Annotated in this window: 9 protein-coding genes; 7 read left to right on the forward strand and 2 right to left on the reverse strand. The window is 67.5% G+C overall.

Features of this window, described 5'->3' with window-relative positions; all coding sequences use genetic code 11:
- The first annotated feature begins 10 nt into the window (after nucleotides 1-10).
- The 3 genes from SKC41_RS16280 to SKC41_RS16290 are packed head-to-tail and all read left to right on the forward strand — an operon-like array spanning nucleotide 11 to nucleotide 1,450.
- Nucleotides 11-484 (forward strand): FAS1-like dehydratase domain-containing protein, encoded by a 474-nt coding sequence (locus SKC41_RS16280; protein ID WP_330978923.1) that lies wholly within the window; start codon nucleotides 11-13, stop codon nucleotides 482-484.
- The gene (locus SKC41_RS16285) at nucleotides 481-927 is read left to right on the forward strand and encodes a MaoC family dehydratase (protein WP_330978515.1); all 447 of its coding nucleotides are present in this window, start codon (nucleotides 481-483) and stop codon (nucleotides 925-927) included. The genes SKC41_RS16280 and SKC41_RS16285 overlap by 4 nt, the downstream gene beginning before the upstream one ends.
- A complete protein-coding gene (locus tag SKC41_RS16290) occupies nucleotides 920-1,450 on the forward strand; it encodes a maleylpyruvate isomerase N-terminal domain-containing protein (protein ID WP_330978516.1) in 531 nt (176 codons plus the stop codon). The genes SKC41_RS16285 and SKC41_RS16290 overlap by 8 nt, the downstream gene beginning before the upstream one ends.
- Here the strand turns inward: SKC41_RS16290 and SKC41_RS16295 are convergent.
- A complete protein-coding gene (locus SKC41_RS16295; protein ID WP_330978517.1) occupies nucleotides 1,445-2,923 on the reverse strand; it encodes an aldehyde dehydrogenase in 1,479 nt (492 codons plus the stop codon). The genes SKC41_RS16290 and SKC41_RS16295 overlap by 6 nt on opposite strands.
- A 101-nt stretch (nucleotides 2,924-3,024) precedes the next feature.
- On the opposite strand from SKC41_RS16295, the gene SKC41_RS16300 reads away from it, so the two are divergent.
- Complete coding sequence (locus tag SKC41_RS16300; RefSeq protein WP_330978518.1) at nucleotides 3,025-4,377, forward strand: secreted hydrolase; 1,353 nt, start codon at nucleotides 3,025-3,027, stop codon at nucleotides 4,375-4,377.
- Here SKC41_RS16300 and SKC41_RS16305 read toward each other — a convergent pair.
- Nucleotides 4,360-5,511 carry an aromatic ring-hydroxylating oxygenase subunit alpha gene (locus SKC41_RS16305; protein WP_330978519.1) on the reverse strand — a complete coding sequence of 384 codons (1,152 nt, stop codon included), beginning with the start codon at nucleotides 5,509-5,511 and terminating at the stop codon, nucleotides 4,360-4,362. The two genes, SKC41_RS16300 and SKC41_RS16305, sit on opposite strands and share 18 nt — an antisense overlap.
- 296 nt (nucleotides 5,512-5,807) lie before the next feature.
- Here SKC41_RS16305 and SKC41_RS16310 point away from each other — a divergent pair, with 296 nt between their 5' ends.
- The 3 genes from SKC41_RS16310 to acpS all read left to right on the forward strand — a co-directional run bounded on the left by SKC41_RS16310 (nucleotide 5,808) and on the right by acpS (nucleotide 16,764).
- Nucleotides 5,808-6,527 carry a DUF1906 domain-containing protein gene (locus tag SKC41_RS16310; protein WP_330978520.1) on the forward strand — a complete coding sequence of 240 codons (720 nt, stop codon included), beginning with the start codon at nucleotides 5,808-5,810 and terminating at the stop codon, nucleotides 6,525-6,527.
- Nucleotides 6,528-7,088: 561 nt separating this feature from the next.
- The gene (locus SKC41_RS16315; RefSeq protein ID WP_330978521.1) at nucleotides 7,089-16,343 is read left to right on the forward strand and encodes a fatty acid synthase subunit beta domain-containing protein; all 9,255 of its coding nucleotides are present in this window, start codon (nucleotides 7,089-7,091) and stop codon (nucleotides 16,341-16,343) included.
- A gap of 28 nt (nucleotides 16,344-16,371) precedes the next feature.
- Nucleotides 16,372-16,764, forward strand: a complete 393-nt coding sequence (gene acpS, locus SKC41_RS16320; RefSeq protein WP_090604769.1) for a holo-ACP synthase AcpS — start codon at nucleotides 16,372-16,374, stop codon at nucleotides 16,762-16,764.
- Nucleotides 16,765-16,787: the final 23 nt, after the last annotated feature.

Below are 16,787 nucleotides of genomic sequence, written 5' to 3' on the forward strand. Positions count from 1 at the left end.
CGCGCTGGCGATGGTCGGCGCGGCAAGCGAACCACGGACCGCGGTGAACCCGGTCAGCGGTGCGCGTATTCAGTTGTATGCCTCGATGATTCACGACGGCAACCGGTCGTACTGGGACTCCGAATTCGCCCGGCAGCGGTGGGGCGGCCTGCTGGCCCCGCCGGGTCTGCTGATGGGATGGCTGATACCCCCGCCGTGGGAGCCCGGCGGCCGGCGGCCGGCCGCGTCGCTGATCTTGCGCGTGCCGTTGCCGGGCACCACATTCATCAATGCCGCCAACGACGTCGAGTTCACCGAACCCATCCTCGAGGGCGACGTGCTCACCAGTGTCGAGGAACTGGTCTCGGTGTCACCGGAGAAGCAGACCCGGCTGGGTGTCGGCCACTTCATCGAGACGCTGGAGACCTATCGCCGTCAGGACGGAACCGTCGTCGCACGGTCGCGAAACACGTTGTTCCGCTTCACCCCGGCCGCGTCGGCATGAAGCCTGCCGAATTGGATTGGAACGAGATCACCGTTCCCGTCGAGTTGCCGGAGGTGATCGACGAAATCAGCTACCAGCGGGTGGTCGAGAACGCCGGTGCGACCTGGGACTACTTCCCGGGCCACTTCGATCCCGTATACGCCCAAAGTCAGGGCAACCCAACGATTTACCTCAACACCATGCATCTCGCCGGATTCGCCGATCGCGTCGCCACCGATTGGGCCGGGCCGAGCAGCCGGGTGGTGCGGCGTTCGCTGCGGCTGGCCGGTTCGATCTACGCGGGTGACACGATGATCGGCCGGGGCCGGGCGGTGGCCAAGCGGCTGGACACTTCGGTGGACCCACCGCGCCGGCTGGTCGACCTCACGATCGAAGTGACCAACCAACACGGCGTCTTGTGCTGTCCGGTCGAGCTCACGTTGCAGATGCCCTCGAGTGGTTGACGACACAGCCGAACTGCATCTGGCAGTGTGTCGACGGTTTGGCGAGGCGGTCGCCGCGGCCGAGGGCAAATGGGATCGTCGCACCCCATGCGAGGCCTGGGACGCCCGGGCGGTGCTCGAGCACGTTATCGGCTTCCACGACGTTCTGCTGCTGCGGCCCTTGGGATTAAAGCCCGACCGACCGCGTGACGATCCGCGGGCGCGATGGCAACTGACCTACCGATCCCTGGCGGGGGCCTTTGCATCCGGGAAAGCCGGGCAGCTGGATGCGTATCGGCTGCTGCCGAATCTGAGTCGGGACGTTTTGGTGCACACCTGGGATCTGGCTCGGGCGGTCGAGGGTGATGATCGCTTAGACGCCGTGTGGTGTCAGATGTTTTTTGACGGTCTGACGGCGGATCCGGGCGCGTTGGCTGCATCGGGAATGTTCAATGCACCGGTCGCGGTGCGCAACGACGCGGATGTGCAGGCCAAACTCCTTGCACGCCTGGGCCGGGATCCTTTATGGCCCAGTGCTTTATAGCGGTGGCATCTGCCCCTTGGCGATCACGGTCTGCAACTCGACATATTCGTCGAGACCTTCCGGCCCGAACTCGCGGCCGATGCCCGAGTGCTTGAACCCGCCGAACGGACTTCCGATGTCGAGTGTGTACATGTTGATGCCGTAGGTGCCTGCCCGCACATTGGCGGCGACGTCGAGGCCGTGGGCGATGTCCGCGGTCCACACCGAGCCGGCCAGGCCGTAGTTGCTCTCGTTGGCGATCCGGACCGCGTCGGCTTCGTCGCGATACCGCAGCACGGTCAGCACCGGCCCGAAAATCTCCTCGCGGGCGATGCGCATGTCGTTGGTCGCGTCGACGAAAAGCGTTGGCCGCACGTACCAGCCGCGCTCGGCCGGCCTGTCTTGTGCGCTATTGAGGCCACCGAGCACGATGCGCGCACCTTCGGTCTGTCCAGACTGGATGTACTCCTGCACCTGGCGCTGATGTCGTTGAGCGAAAAGGGGGCCGATGTCGGTCGCCTCGTCGGTCGGATCCCCGACATTGAGTTCCGACATCATCTCGGCCAACGCGTCGACGAACTCGTCGTGCCGTCGATCGCTGACCAAAAGGCGGGTCTGGGCGACACAGGCTTGTCCGTTGTTCATCAGGCTGGCCGACTTCAGCCCGGCCACCGTCTTCGGGATATCGGCGTCATCCAGAATGATCGCCGCCGACTTGCCGCCCAGTTCCAGGCTCACCCGCTTGAGCTGCTCGCCGCAGACCGTGGCGATGCGGCGTCCGACCGCGCTGGATCCGGTGAAAGAGATCTTGTCCACGCCTGGATGACGCACCAGCGCCTCACCGACGTCGGTACCGCCCGGCAGCACCGATACCACGCCGTCAGGCAGGTCGAGCTGCTCGATCATTTCGGCCAACCACAAAGCATCCAAAGGTGTTTCGGGTGCCGGCTTGATGATGACCGGGCAGCCGGCAATCAGGGCCGGAATGAGCTTGGGCATGATCAGGAATTGCGGCACGTTCCACGGCACAATCGCCCCGACCACACCGACCGGCGCCCGGCGCAGGTGCACTTCGCCGAGCACACCTTGCCGGCGTTCCGTCCAGGGGAAGTCGCGGGCGGCGGCCAGCGTGAGGTGGATCAACGCCGCGGCCGCCGCACCCTGGCCCATCCGGCTGAAGGTGCGCGGCGACCCCATCTCGTCGGTGATCAGATCGGCCATCTCGTCGACGTGGCCGGCATAGATCGCGGCAAGCTCTTCGACCTTGGCCATCCGTTCGGCGTGGGTCAATCGTGGCCACGGGCCGTGGTCGAAGGCGTGGCGCGCGGCGGCAACCGCGGCATCGACGTCCTCGGGCCCGGCGACTTGGACGTGGCCGATCGGCTCTTCGGTATGCGGCGAGATCACGGCCAGTTGTTGCGGATTGGCGGGCTTGCGCCACTGCCCTCCGATGAACAGTTCGGAGTAGGTCCGATGGTCGGATTGTTCTGTCATCGGGGCACTTCCTTGGGCCGGGGGTGAGGGCGTGGCCGTAACTTCGCTATTGACGCTAACATAGCAAAGAATAAGGATAGCGCCGTGGCAAGGAAGCCGAAATGAACACCGATTGGCGCAGTTACCCGTATCAGTTGGTGCCCGGGGATAGCCAGCTGAATTTCCCCGAGGCCGAGGGTGAACATCGCGACCAGGAGTCCGACACCTGGTTCATCGCCGGACAACTGCAGGCCGTCGAGAGCGACCGGTCGTTTGCGTTCCTGACCATCTTCAACAAGAACCAACCCGGGGGAACGGTGGTCGCCGACTTCTACACGATGGCGCTGTTCGATCTGGATACCGGTGACTACGGCACATACACCGACTACGACATGCCGCCGAAGAACATGGAACCGGGCGCGCAGCGCAAATTGTCCATGGCCGCAGGCTATCTCGACATCAGCTACCAGAGCAGTGCCGGCACCGCGTCCTGGACGACATGCCGCGACGGCGACGGTGAATTGCTGCCCTACACGTATCGAGTCAGCCTGGTGGGCCAGGACCACCAGGGCCGGTCCATGCGGCTGGATTTGGTCGTCACCCCGACGCGCGCGCCGACGCCGGTGGGGGCGTCGACCTACAACGGCAAGATCGCCTGTTTCGGCCAAGACGACACGTACTCGTATTTCCAGACCGGTATGTCGATGACCGGAACGCTGCGCTGGGGCGAGACGGTCGAACAGGTCTCCGGTAGCAGCGGACATGTCGACCGGCAGTGGTTCCCGAAGTATGCGGGCGGCGGCGGATCAGGGGGAGACCCGCGGTCCCGCTCGCACGAATGGCGCACGATCAATTTCGACAACGGCGTGGACCTGAGTATCTGGCGGCAGTTCGACCGCACGAACGGCAATGCGCTGCAACCGTTTACCGGTGTGACGACAAGCCATCCCGACCCCGCCATCGCACCGGAGTGCGCCGAGGACGTAGAGGTCACCGTCAGCAGCTACGTGCGGTGGCCGGAAACTGTGCGGCCGCTGATGCGTCCGCCGGCCCCGGCCCGATACATGTCCGACCGGCACCGAATTACTTGCGCCACACTGCAACTCGATCTCATCGGTGAGCCGCTGGTGCCGGCCCCGGCGCACGGTCTGCCGATCGAATATATGGAAGGCCCGTACCGCTACCAGGGCACGCTGTGGGGTACACCGGTGAGCGGCTTCGCGTTCAACGAGCGTTCGTTCGCGCTGTACCGGGACTGGGAGCTGGTCGAGGTGCTGGCCACCACCGTCGCCGACGTCGACCCCGGCTTGCAGTCGATGGTCGACGAGCTGGTGCCGTTGGTTGCGGCGGGCCGTCGCGGCGCGGCGGCCGAACTGCTGACCGGGGCGCTTCCCGTGCAAAACAGCGCGCTTGCAACGCTTCTCGATGATCTGATCGCGGTGCTGTCCGAGGTGGAGTCAGTCGACGGCAGCTGAGGCTGCCAGCGCCTCGGCCCACGCGATGTGGCGATGCTGCAGCCCCGGCTCGTTGCGGCCGAACACCAGATGATCGCGTGCGCCCGAGCTGAGATTGGCCTGCAGCCCCTCCACCAACTTGTAGTCTTCGTCGCGCACCGTGGCGTGCGCGTACTCGAACACGGCTTGAGCGCCGGCCGCGATGGATTCCTCGGAAAGATCCAGGGGCGTGGAGTTTTGGTGCACAGTGATCGACCTGCCGGGCTCGTCGCCGGGGTAGATCCGGAAGAGCTCGCCGTTGGCGATCGTCACCGAGATCACGATGTTGGGGAACAACGCGTAGATCACCACCATGTTGTGGAACGGGTCCCACTGCTCCTCGGGAACATTCTCCAGCTCCAGGATCGCGTTGAGCGGGAAGATCAACCGATGGTGTGGCCCATACGAATCGAACACCGTGCAGTTGCTGCGGGCGATCGTGGCGAAGGTGTCCCGGTGCACCGTGGCGAAGTGGTAGTTCTCGGCGAAGGTGTCGACAGCCAGCTTCCAGTTGATCGGGACGTCGAGGACCTTTTCGCCCAACGGGGACCACCGGCCGATGCCCCACGAGTCGAGCTCGTCGGCCAGCGGGCCCAGGTGCGCGGCGACGTCCAGGGTGGCGTCTTTGTCCAGCGCCACCCAGAGGAACCCGGCGAACTCGGCGGCGGGGAGTTCGGTCAATGAGTCGGACTTGACCGTCGTATCCGGGAAGCCCTCGCGGCCCGGCAGGCCGACCAGCTTTCCGGTGTTGTCGTAGGTCCAGGCGTGGTAGGGACAGCTGAACCGCTTCGCGGAGCCACACCCCGTCACGACGGGGGATTGGCGGTGCAGGCAGACATTGTCGAAGGCGTGGAGCGACCCGTCGGACGTCCGTGTCAGCAGGATCGATCGCCCCATCACGGTCTTGGTGCAGTAGGCGCCGGGTGCGGGCAGCTCGCTGACGTAGCCGACCAGTTGCGGGCTGGCCAGCAGCAACGCCCTATCGCTGACGTGTCGCTCGAGCGATGTGTAATCGCCGGCGTCGACGGTGTACGGCCGCGGGGCCAGATCGGTGGTCTTGTCGCGGGCCAACTTCAAGGCCCGTCGGGTCAGGTCGATGAGTTGGTCATGGTCCATCGCAAAGCCCCCTGCGGTTGAGCGCTGTCTCGTCCCCTGACGCTAACTTTATAAACTTAATAGTGACAATAAAAATTGGGGTCGTGACCTGGCTCGGCGGCTTTGGGGTGCGCTCGCGGCTTGCGTGTGCGCGTACGGCGGCTCGGCCCGGCGTGTCGCCGCCCTGAGCGCACACTCGACGGGCGTAACCGCCCGATGGGACTGCCGCGAACTAAACGCGAGATGCCCAGAAGAGACAAACCTGTGACCAGTGTGACTGATGTGTCTACTGATGTTTGTGTCGTACCCTTTCCGATGTGTCGATTTCGCGTCGTGACGTGCTGAGATTCGCGGCCGCGACCCCGGCTCTGGTTGGCCTGGGCGCCGCCGCATCGTCGATGTCTGCGCCGTCGGCCTCGGCATCGCTGGGCACCCTGCTGGACTACGCCGCGGGCGTCATCCCGGCCAGTCAGATCCAGGCCGCGGGCGCTGTGGGGTCGATCCGCTATGTCTCCGACCGGCGGCCGGGCGGCAACTGGATGCTGGGCAAGCCGATCCAGCTCGCCGAAGCCCGTGACCTGCACAGCAGCGGGCTCAAGATTGTCTCCTGCTATCAGTACGGCAAGGGCAATTCCGCCGACTGGCTGGGCGGCGCCACCGCCGGGCTGCAGCACGCGAAGCGGGGGATGGAGCTACACGAGGCGGCCGGTGGTCCCCCCAACGCGCCGATTTACGCATCGATCGACGACGACCCGTCCTACGAGCAGTACAAAAGCCTGATCGCTCCGTACCTGCGGTCCTGGGAGTCGGTGATCGGACACCAGCGGACGGGCGTTTACGCCAACTCCAAAACGATCGACTGGGCGCTGCACGACGGCCTGGGCTCCTGCTTCTGGCAGCACAACTGGGGTTCGCCCAAGGGTTATGCCCATCCGGCGGCCAATTTGCATCAGGTCGAGATCGATAAGCGCAGCGTGGGCGGCGTTGGGGTGGACATCAACGAGATCCTCAAGCCGCAATTCGGGCAGTGGGCCTAGCAACCCCGCGCCGTCGCGGCTATTCCTGACCCCATAGCCGATCCGGCCGCGCTAGCGCAAGCCGGCTCCAGCAAACACTCGTTCGCCGTTCGCCGCACCGCGCCGACGGCGGCGAGTGTGAGACGGCCGCACCGCCGCGGCACGAGAGGCGGCGCGCACTACAAATTCTTAACATAACGATTTGATAACAATGCCGCCTTGAACAGCGCAGTTATAGCTACTCGACCGTAACCACCTGCATGCAGGACGTTTGTTCTGGATACCCGGAAGGCCGGTTAATCCCGGTGTTACCCACGACACGGTTACCCGTGCGTAGAACTCACCAGTAACCGATCTGCGCAGAAAAACGACCCGAATCCTTATGACACTCTTAGTACAGCCGATGCAGTCCGCCGCGCCGCTTGGTCGAGAGGAGTGGCCGCCGACAACACACCGGTCAGCCGCTATTCGGGCTGCGATTCAAAGCGGAATCGACCCAGAGCCAGCTGGGCCCCGCCCGCCGGGACCCTCAACAGGCCGAACGAACCGATACGTGAAGACGCACACAGGGAGATATACAAGGTGACGATCCACGAGCACAACCGGCTGTCCGCCGACGGTGAAGGCCCGCACTGGGGGCACCGTCCGCTTGCGGGGGACACCCATGCTCTGGTCGACCGTCTCACGGCCGGCGAGCCGTACGCTGTCGCGTTCGGTGGTCAGGGCAGCGACTGGCTGGAAACCCTGGAAGAGCTGGTGTCCTCGGCGGGCATCGAGACCGACATCGCCACGCTGGTCGGCGAGGCGGAGCTGCTGCTCGAGCCGGTGGCCAAAGAGCTGGTGGTGGTGCGTCCGATCGGGTTCGAGCCGTTGCGGTGGGTGCGCGCCCTGGCGGCCGAGGACCCGACGCCCGCGGGCAAGCACCTGACGTCGGCCGCGGTGTCGATGCCGGGCGTGCTGCTCACCCAGATCGCGGCCGTGCGTGCCCTGGCGCGACAGGGCATGGACTGGACCGCGACCCCGCCGGTCGCTGTCGCCGGCCACTCCCAGGGCGTGCTCGCCGTCGAGGCGTTCAAGGCATTGAAGGACGGGGCCGCCGCTCGCGACGTCGAGCTGCTGGCCCTGGCCCAGCTGATCGGTGCGGCCGGCACGCTGGTGGCCCGCCGCCGCGGCATCTCCGTGCTCGGCGATCGCCCGCCGATGGTTTCGGTCACCAACGCCGACCCCGAGCGCATTCAGCGGCTGCTCGAGGAGTTCTCCCAGGACGTTCGCACCGTCCTGCCCCCGGTGCTGTCCATCCGCAACGGCCGGCGTTCGGTCGTCATCACCGGCACGCCGGAGCAACTCTCCCGCTTCGAGCTGTACTGCCAGCAGATCTCCGAGAAAGAAGACGCCGACCGCAAGAACAAGCTGCGTGGCGGCGACGTCTTCGCGCCCGTCTTCGACCCGGTACAGGTCGAGGTGGGTTTCCACACCCCGCGGCTGGCCGACGGCATCGAGATCGTGGGCCGCTGGGCCGAGAAGGTCGGCCTCGATGTCGAGCTGGCCCGGCGCCTGACCGACGCCATCCTGGTCAGCGGCGTCGACTGGGTGGAAGAGATCACCGGAGTACACAACGCCGGTGCACGCTGGATTCTCGACCTGGGCCCCGGCGACATCCTGACTCGCCTCACCGCACCGGTGATCCGCGGCCTCGGTGTCGGCATCGTGCCCGCCGCCACCCGCGGCGGTCAGCGCAACCTGTTCACCGTCGGCGCCACCCCCGAGGTGGCACGGCCCTGGTCGAGCTATGCGCCGACCGTCGTGACCCTGCCCGACGGCCGCGTCAAGCTCTCGACGAAATTCACCCGGCTCACCGGGCGCTCGCCGATCCTGCTGGCGGGCATGACCCCGACCACGGTCGACGCCAAGATCGTCGCCGCCGCGGCCAACGCCGGACACTGGGCCGAACTCGCCGGCGGCGGTCAGGTCACCGAAGAGATCTTCGGTGCCCGCATCGAGGAGCTGGCCGGGTTGCTCGAGCCGGGCCGCACCTATCAGTTCAACACCCTGTTCCTCGACCCCTACCTGTGGAAGCTTCAGGTCGGCGGTAAGCGCCTGGTGCAGAAGGCCCGCCAGGCCGGCGCCGCGATCGACGGCCTGGTGATCAGCGCCGGCATCCCGGACCTCGAGGAAGCCGTCGCACTGATCGACGAGCTCAACGACGTGGGCATCAGTCACGTCGTGTTCAAGCCCGGCACCATCGAGCAGATCCGCTCGGTCATCCGCATCGCGACCGAGGCGCCCACCAAATCGGTGATCGTGCACATCGAGGGCGGGCGTGCCGGCGGCCACCATTCGTGGGAAGACCTCGACGACCTGCTGCTGGCGACCTACTCGGAGCTGCGCTCGCGCTCCAACATCACGGTGTGCGTCGGCGGCGGCATCGGCACCCCCGAGCGCGCCGCCGAGTACCTGTCCGGCCGTTGGTCACAGTCCTACGGCTTTCCGTCGATGCCGATCGACGGCATCCTGGTCGGCACCGCGGCGATGGCCACGCTGGAGGCGACCACGTCCCCGTCGGTCAAGCAGATGCTGGTCGAGACCACCGGCACCGACCAGTGGATCGGCGCCGGAAAAGCCCAGGGCGGCATGGCTTCCAGCCGCAGCCAGCTCGGTGCGGACATCCACGAGATCGACAACACCGCTTCGCGTTGCGGCCGGCTGCTCGACGAGGTCGCCGGTGACGCGGACGCCGTCGCGCAACGCCGCGACGAGATCATCGCCGCGATGGCCGGCACCGCCAAGCCGTACTTCGGCGATGTCCGGGAAATGACCTATCTGCAGTGGCTGCAGCGGTACATCGAGCTCGCCATCGGTGAGGGCAACTCGACCGCGGACACCGCTGCGCCCGGCAGCCCATGGCTGGCCGACACCTGGCGCGACCGCTTCCAGCAGATGCTGCAGCGCGCCGAGGCCCGGTTGCACCCGCAGGACCACGGCCCGATCGAAACGCTGTTCAACGACGAGGCGCTGCTGGAGAATCCGCGCGCGGCGATCGAACAGCTGCTCGCGAGCTACCCCGACGCCGAAACCGTTGTGCTGCACCCCGCCGACGTGCCGTTCTTCGTCACCCTGTGCAAGACGCTGGGCAAGCCGGTCAACTTCGTGCCCGTCATCGACAAGGACGTGCGCCGCTGGTGGCGCAGCGACTCGCTGTGGCAGGCGCACGACGCCCGCTACGACGCCGACCAGGTATGCATCATCCCCGGCACCGCCGCGGTCGCCGGCATCACCCGGGTCGACGAGCCCGTGGGTGAACTGCTCGACCGCTTCGAGCAGGCCGCCATCGACGACGTGCTGGCCGCCGGCGGCGAGGCGAAAGCCGTCCGCTCGCGCCGGCTGGGCCGCGCGGATGTGACCGGGCCGCTGGCCGTCGTGCTGGACGCCCCCGATGTGCTGTGGGCCGGGCGCACCGCCACCAACCCGGTTCACCGCATCGCCGATCCGGCCGACTGGCTGGTCCACGAAGGTCAGCGCGCCACGCACTCGTCCACCGGTGCTCGCCTGCAGGTCCAGTCCGAGGAGCGCGTCGTTCTGAGCGTCCCGGTGTCCGGGGTCTGGATCGACATCCCGTTCACGTTGCACGCCAACACCATTGACGGCGGTGCGCCGATGGTCTCCACCGACGACGCCATCGCCGCGATGCGCGCGGTCCTGGCGATCGCCGCCGGTGTCGGGGATGGTCAAGGGCCGGAATCCCTCCCGACGGTCACCGACGGGACCGCAACCGTGACGGTGGACTGGGATCCCGAGCGCGTCGCCGACCACACCGGCGTCACGGCCACCTTCGGCGAGCGCCTGGCACCCAGCCTCACCACCGTGCCCGACGCGCTGGTCGGCCTGTGCTGGCCCGCGGTCTTCTCCACGATCGGCTCCGCGGTCACCGAGGCCGGTGTGCCGGTCATCGAGGGCCTGCTGAGCCTCGTCCACCTCGACCACGCCGCTCATGTGGTCGGCAAGCTGCCCGCGCAGCCGGCCCAATTGACCGTTACCGCAACGGCTTCGGCGGCGGTCGATACCGACATGGGCCGGGTTGTCCCGGTCTCGGTGACGGTGGCCGGCCCCGACGGCAAGACGATCGCGACCCTCGAGGAGCGATTCGCGATCCTCGGGCGTACCGGTTCGGCCGAACTCACCGACCCGTCCCGCGCGGGTGGCGCGGTGTCGGAGAACACCACCGACACCCCGCGCCGTCGACGCCGCGACGTCACCATGACCGCGCCGGTCGACATGCGTCCGTTCGCCGTGGTGTCCGGTGACCACAACCCGATCCACACCGATCGGGCCGCCGCGCTGCTGGCCGGCCTGGAATCGCCCATCGTGCACGGCATGTGGCTGTCGGCCGCCGCGCAGCACACGGTGACCGCGACCGACGGCCAGGCCCGCCCGCCGGCCCGCCTGATCGGCTGGACCGCGCGCTTCCTGGGCATGGTGCGTCCGGGTGACGAGGTCGACTTCCGGGTCGACCGTGTCGGAATCGACCAGGGCGCCGAGGTTTTGGAGGTTACCGCCAAGGTCGGAACCGACCTGGTGATGTCGGCGACCGCACGACTGGCCGCACCGAAGACTGTCTACGCGTTCCCCGGCCAGGGCATCCAGCACAAGGGCATGGGCATGGAGGTCCGCGCCCGCTCCAAGGCCGCACGCAAGGTCTGGGACGACGCGGACAGGTTCACCCGCAACACCCTGGGCTTCTCGGTGCTGCACGTGGTGCGCGACAACCCGACCAGCCTGATCGCCAGTGGCGTGCACTACCACCACCCCGACGGTGTGCTGTACCTGACGCAATTCACCCAGGTCGCGATGGCGACCGTGGCGGCCGCCCAGGTCGCCGAGATGCGCGAGCAGGGCGCATTCGTGGAGGGCGCCATCGCGTGCGGTCACTCGGTCGGTGAATACACCGCGCTGGCCTGTGTGCTGGGCGTCTATCAGCTGGAAGCCTTGCTGGAGACCGTGTTCCACCGCGGGTCGAACATGCACGACATCGTGCCGCGCGACGAGATGGGCCGCTCCAACTACCGGTTGGCCGCGATCCGTCCCTCGCAGATCGACCTGCCTGACGACCAGGTCACCGACTTCGTCGCCGAAATCGCCGAGCGCACCGGCGAATTCCTGGAGATCGTGAACTTCAACCTGCGCGGATCGCAGTACGCGATCGCCGGCACGGTCCGCGGTCTCGAGGCCCTCGAGGAAGCCGTGGAGCAGCGTCGCGAGATCAGTGGCGGCAAGCGCTCTTTCATCCTGGTGCCGGGCATCGACGTGCCGTTCCACTCGCGGGTGCTGCGAGTCGGCGTTGCCGACTTCCGCCGCTCGCTGGAGCGCGTCATGCCGCGCGACCAGGATCCCGATCTGGTGATCGGGCGCTACATCCCCAACCTGGTGCCGCGGCCGTTCACGCTGGATCGCGACTTCATCCAGGAGATCCGCGATCTGGTGCCCGCCGAACCGCTGGACCCGATCCTGGCCGACTACGACACCTGGCTGGCCGAGCGGCCGCGCGAGATGGCTCGCACGGTCTTCATCGAGCTGTTGGCCTGGCAGTTCGCCAGCCCGGTGCGCTGGATCGAAACCCAGGACTTGCTCTTCATCGAGGAGGCCGCCGGCGGTCTGGGCGTGGAGCGGTTCGTCGAGATCGGCGTGAAGTCCGCGCCGACCGTCGCCGGACTTGCCACCAACACCCTCAAGCTGCCCGAATATGCCCACAGCACAGTCGAAGTGCTCAACGCCGAGCGCGACGCCGCGGTGCTGTTCGCCAACGACACCGACCCCGAGCCGGAGGCCGAGGACGTCGCCGAGCCGGCCGTCGAGGCGGGCGCGCCGGCAGCCGCCGCACCGGCCGCCGCGCCCACCGCGCCCTCGGGCGCGCCGCGGCCGGATGACATCGGATTCGACGCGGCCGACGCCACTTTGGCGCTGATCGCGTTGTCGGCCAAGATGCGGATCGACCAGATCGAGCAGCTGGACTCCATCGAGTCCATCACCGACGGTGCGTCGTCGCGGCGTAACCAGCTGCTGGTCGACCTGGGCTCGGAGCTGAACCTGGGTGCTATCGACGGTGCCGCAGAGGCCGACCTGGCCGGGCTGCGGTCGCAGGTGACCAAACTGGCACGCACCTACAAGCCTTACGGCCCGGTGCTTTCCGACGCGATCAACGACCAGCTGCGCACGGTCCTCGGGCCGTCCGGCAAGCGGCCGGCCGCGATCACCGAGCGAGTCACCAAGACCTGGGAGCTCGGCGAGGGCTGGGCCAAGCACGTCGTCGTCGAGGTTGCGCTGGGAACCCGCGAGGGCACCAGCGTGCGCGGCGGTGCGATGGGGCACCTGCACGAGGGCGCGCTGGCCGATGCTGCTTCTGTCGACAAGGTCATCGACGCCGCGGTCGCCTCGGTTGCTGCGCGCCACGGCGTTTCGGTGGCGCTGCCCTCGGCGGGCGGTGGTGGCGGAGCGACCATCGACGCCGCTGCACTGTCGGAGTTCACCGACCAGATCACCGGCCGTGACGGCGTGCTCGCTTCGGCGGCCCGCCTGGTGCTGGGTCAGCTGGGTCTCGACGACACGGTCAGCGCATCGCCGGTGGCCACCGACGCCGAACTGATCGACCTGGTCACCACCGAATTGGGTTCGGAATGGCCACGTTTGGTGGCGCCGGCGTTCGAGCCCAAGAAGGCCGTCGTGTTCGACGACCGCTGGGCCAGCGCCCGCGAGGACCTGGTCAAGCTGTGGCTGACCGACGAGGGCGACATCGACGCCGATTGGGTGCGCCTGTCGGAGCGCTTCGAGGGCGCCGGCCACGTCGTCGCCACCCAGGCGACTTGGTGGCAGGGCAAGGCGCTGGCGGCGGGCCAGCAGATCCACGCCTCGCTGTTCGGCCGCATCGCGGCGGGCGCCGAGAACCCGGACCCCGGTCCCTACAGCAGCGAAGTCGCGGTCGTCACCGGGGCGTCGAAGGGTTCGATCGCCGCGTCGGTCGTGGCGCGTCTGCTCGACGGCGGTGCCACCGTGATCGCCACGACGTCCAAGCTTGACGATGAGCGGCTGGCGTTCTACCGCAACCTGTACCGCGACCACGCCCGGTTCGGTGCGACGCTGTGGGTGGTCGCGGCCAACATGGCCTCCTACTCCGACATCGACGCCCTGGTCGAATGGGTCGGTACCGAGCAGAGCGAAAGCCTTGGGCCGCAGTCGATTCACATCAAGGATGCTCAGACCCCGACGCTGCTGTTCCCGTTCGCGGCACCGCGGGTGGCCGGCGATCTGTCGGAGGCCGGTTCACGCTCCGAGATGGAGATGAAGGTTCTGCTGTGGGCCGTGCAGCGGCTGATCGGCGGCCTGTCCAAGATCGGTGCCGAGCGCGACATCGCGTCACGTCTGCACGTGGTGCTGCCGGGCTCGCCCAACCGCGGAATGTTCGGCGGTGACGGCGCTTACGGAGAGGCCAAGGCCGCGCTGGACGCTCTGGTGAGCCGCTGGAACGCCGAATCCTCGTGGGCCGCGCGAGTCAGCTTGGCGCATGCGCTGATTGGCTGGACCCGCGGCACCGGGCTGATGGGTCACAACGACGCCATCGTCACCGCCGTCGAGGAGGCCGGTGTCACCACCTACTCCACCGACGAGATGGCCGGGATGCTGCTGGCCCTCTGCGACGTGGAGTCGAAGGTGGCCGCGGCGGGCAAGCCGATCGAGGCGGATCTGACCGGCGGTCTCGGCGACGTCGAGCTCGACATGGCCGAGTTGGCCGCCAAAGCGCGCGAGGAGATGTCCTCGGAGGCAGTCGAAGACGACGAGAGCGGCCGGGGTAACCCGGAAACCGTTGCCGCGCTGCCGTCCCCGCCGCGCGGGTTCACCCCGGCACCGCCGCCGGAATGGGCCGACCTCGACCTCGACCCGGCCGATCTGGTGGTCATCGTCGGCGGCGCCGAACTCGGCCCGTACGGGTCGTCGCGCACCCGCTTCGAGATGGAGGTCGACAGCGAGCTGTCGGCCGCGGGTGTGCTCGAGCTGGCCTGGACCACCGGGCTGATTCGCTGGGAGGACGACCCCCAACCGGGTTGGTACGACACGGCATCCGGTGACCTGATCGACGAGGCCGAACTGGTCGAGCGCTACCACGACATCGTCGTCGAGCGCTGCGGCATCCGGGAGTTCGTCGACGACGGTTCGATCGATCCCGACCACGCGTCGCCGCTGCTGGTGTCGGTGTTCCTGGACAAGGACTTCGCGTTCGTCGTCTCCTCGGAGGCCGATGCCCGCGCGTTCGCCGAATTCGACCCGGAGCACACGGTCATCCGGCCGGTGCCCGACTCGAGCGACTGGCAAGTTATCCGCAAGGCGGGCACCGAAATTCGGGTGCCGCGGAAGAACAAACTGTCGCGGGTCGTCGGCGGCCAGGTCCCGACCGGGTTCGACCCGACCGTGTGGGGCATCAGCGCGGACATGGCCAGTTCCATTGACCGCCTTGCGGTGTGGAACATCGTCGCGACCGTCGACGCGTTCCTGTCCGCCGGCTTCAGCCCCGCCGAAGTGATGCGCTACGTGCACCCGAGCCTGGTGGCCAACACCATGGGCACCGGCATGGGCGGTGGCAGCTCGATGCAGACGATGTACCACGGAAACCTGTTGGGCCGTAACAAGCCGAACGACATCTTCCAGGAAGTTCTGCCGAACATCGTCGCCGCGCACGTGGTTCAGTCCTACATCGGCAGCTACGGCTCGATGATTCACCCGGTCGCCGCGTGTGCGACGGCCGCGGTGTCAGTCGAGGAGGGCGTCGACAAGATCCGGTTGGGCAAGGCCGAGATGGTCGTGGCCGGCGGTATCGATGACCTGACGCTGGAAGGCATCATCGGCTTCGGCGACATGGCGGCCACCGCCAGCACCGAGATGATGCGTGACCGCGGCATCGCGGACTCGAAGTTCTCGCGGCCCAACGACCGTCGGCGGCTTGGCTTCGTCGAAGCCCAGGGTGGCGGCACCATCCTGCTCGCGCGCGGTGACCTGGCGCTGAAGATGGGTCTGCCGGTGCTCGCGGTGGTGGGCTTCGCGCAGTCCTTCGGCGACGGTGTGCACACCTCGATCCCGGCCCCGGGCCTGGGGGCGCTCGGCGCGGGCCGCGGCGGCAAGGACTCGCCACTGGCACGCGAATTGGCCAAGTTGGGTGTTGGCGCCGACGACATCGCGGTGATCTCCAAGCACGACACGTCGACGCTGGCCAACGATCCCAACGAGACCGAGCTGCACGAGCGGCTGGCCGACTCGCTGGGCCGCTCCGAGGGTGCTCCGCTGTTCATCGTGTCGCAGAAGAGCCTCACCGGGCACGCCAAGGGTGGCGCGGCGGTGTTCCAGATGATGGGGCTGTGCCAGATGCTGCGCGACGGCGTGATCCCGCCGAACCGCAGCCTGGACTGCGTCGACGACGAGCTGTCCGGATCGGCCCACTTCGTCTGGGTGCGGGACACCTTGCGCCTGGGCGGGAAGTTCCCGCTCAAGGCCGGGATGCTGACCAGCCTCGGGTTCGGTCACGTGTCCGGGCTGGTCGCGCTGGTGCACCCGCAGGCGTTTATCGCCACGTTGGACCCGAGCGAGCGCGAGGACTACCAGCGACGCGCGGACGCACGCCTGCTGGCCGGTCAGCGCCGGTTGGTGTCGGCCATCGCCGGCGGCGAGCCGATGTACCAGCGGCCGCCGGACCGTCGTTTCGACCACAGCTCGCCGGAGAAGCGCCAGGAGGCTTCGATGCTGCTGAACCCGGTCGCGCGACTGGGCGATGACGACGCCTATGAGGTGCCTGCCGGATGACATTGGCGATCGGTTAACCTGGCCAGCCATGGGCATTGTCGGTGTGGGGATCGATCTCGTCTCCATTCCGGATTTCGCCGACCAGGTTGACCAACCGGGAACGGTGTTCTCCGAGACATTTACGCCGGGTGAGCGCCGCGACGCCTCCGACAAGAGTTCGTCGGCGGCGCGTCACCTGGCCGCACGATGGGCCGCGAAGGAAGCCGTGATCAAGGCCTGGTCCGGGTCACGGTTCTCCCAGCGGCCGATCCTGCGCGAGGACATCCACCGCGACATCGAAGTCGTCACCGACATGTGGGGACGCCCGCGGGTGCGGTTGACCGGAGACATCGCCAAACATCTGGCCGACGTCACGATCCATGTGTCGCTGACTCACGAAGGGGATACCGCGGCCGCGGTCGCCATCCTCGAAACGTCCTGAGCGGCCTGGCCGCGCCGACGAGC

The sequence above is a fragment of the Mycobacterium sp. 050128 genome (assembly GCF_036409155.1).
Taxonomy (GTDB): domain Bacteria; phylum Actinomycetota; class Actinomycetes; order Mycobacteriales; family Mycobacteriaceae; genus Mycobacterium.

What these genes read in the sequence shown, in the direction of transcription:
- SKC41_RS16300 (WP_330978518.1), top strand. Translation starts at nt 3,025, where the DNA reads ATGAACACCGATTGGCGCAGTTACCCGTATCAGTTGGTGCCCGGGGAT.
- SKC41_RS16295 (WP_330978517.1), bottom strand. Translation starts at nt 2,923, where the DNA reads ATGACAGAACAATCCGACCATCGGACCTACTCCGAACTGTTCATCGGA.
- SKC41_RS16280 (WP_330978923.1), top strand. Translation starts at nt 11, where the DNA reads ATGGTCGGCGCGGCAAGCGAACCACGGACCGCGGTGAACCCGGTCAGC.
- SKC41_RS16305 (WP_330978519.1), bottom strand. Translation starts at nt 5,511, where the DNA reads ATGGACCATGACCAACTCATCGACCTGACCCGACGGGCCTTGAAGTTG.
- acpS (WP_090604769.1), top strand. Translation starts at nt 16,372, where the DNA reads ATGGGCATTGTCGGTGTGGGGATCGATCTCGTCTCCATTCCGGATTTC.
- SKC41_RS16285 (WP_330978515.1), top strand. Translation starts at nt 481, where the DNA reads ATGAAGCCTGCCGAATTGGATTGGAACGAGATCACCGTTCCCGTCGAG.